The following is a 264-nucleotide window of genomic DNA, read 5'->3' as shown; positions in this document are numbered from 1 at the left end:
GGATGAGATCGAGAAAGGTGCCCTGGGCTTCGCCAAGCGCATCGAGATCGCTCTCGCTGGCCTGAACCCTCGCCTTCACGCCGGTCAGTCGCGCCGACGTCGACCGTTCCATAACGTGATAGCGGATTGCCATCGCGCGCACCCATGCAACGAGACCAAACAGTCCGGCCGCCTTGAGGTCGATACGGCCGGCGACCGTGCGGATCCCGCCGAAAAATTTCAGGCTCGCCGGAACGCTGACGTTCTCGACCAACAGCTTGATAA

General features: G+C 61.7%; 1 protein-coding gene. It reads right to left on the bottom strand.

Features of this window, described 5'->3' with window-relative positions:
• Positions 1-264, bottom strand: a 264-nt coding sequence (locus QSV46_RS40005; RefSeq protein ID WP_314964138.1) for a putative nucleotidyltransferase substrate binding domain-containing protein, incomplete at both ends; no start/stop codon positions are given.

Origin of the sequence: Bradyrhizobium cosmicum, from assembly GCF_032290525.1 — a bacterium.
GTDB classification, from domain to species: domain Bacteria; phylum Pseudomonadota; class Alphaproteobacteria; order Rhizobiales; family Xanthobacteraceae; genus Bradyrhizobium; species Bradyrhizobium cosmicum_A.
This window is presented reverse-complemented; position numbering and strand designations above follow the sequence as displayed.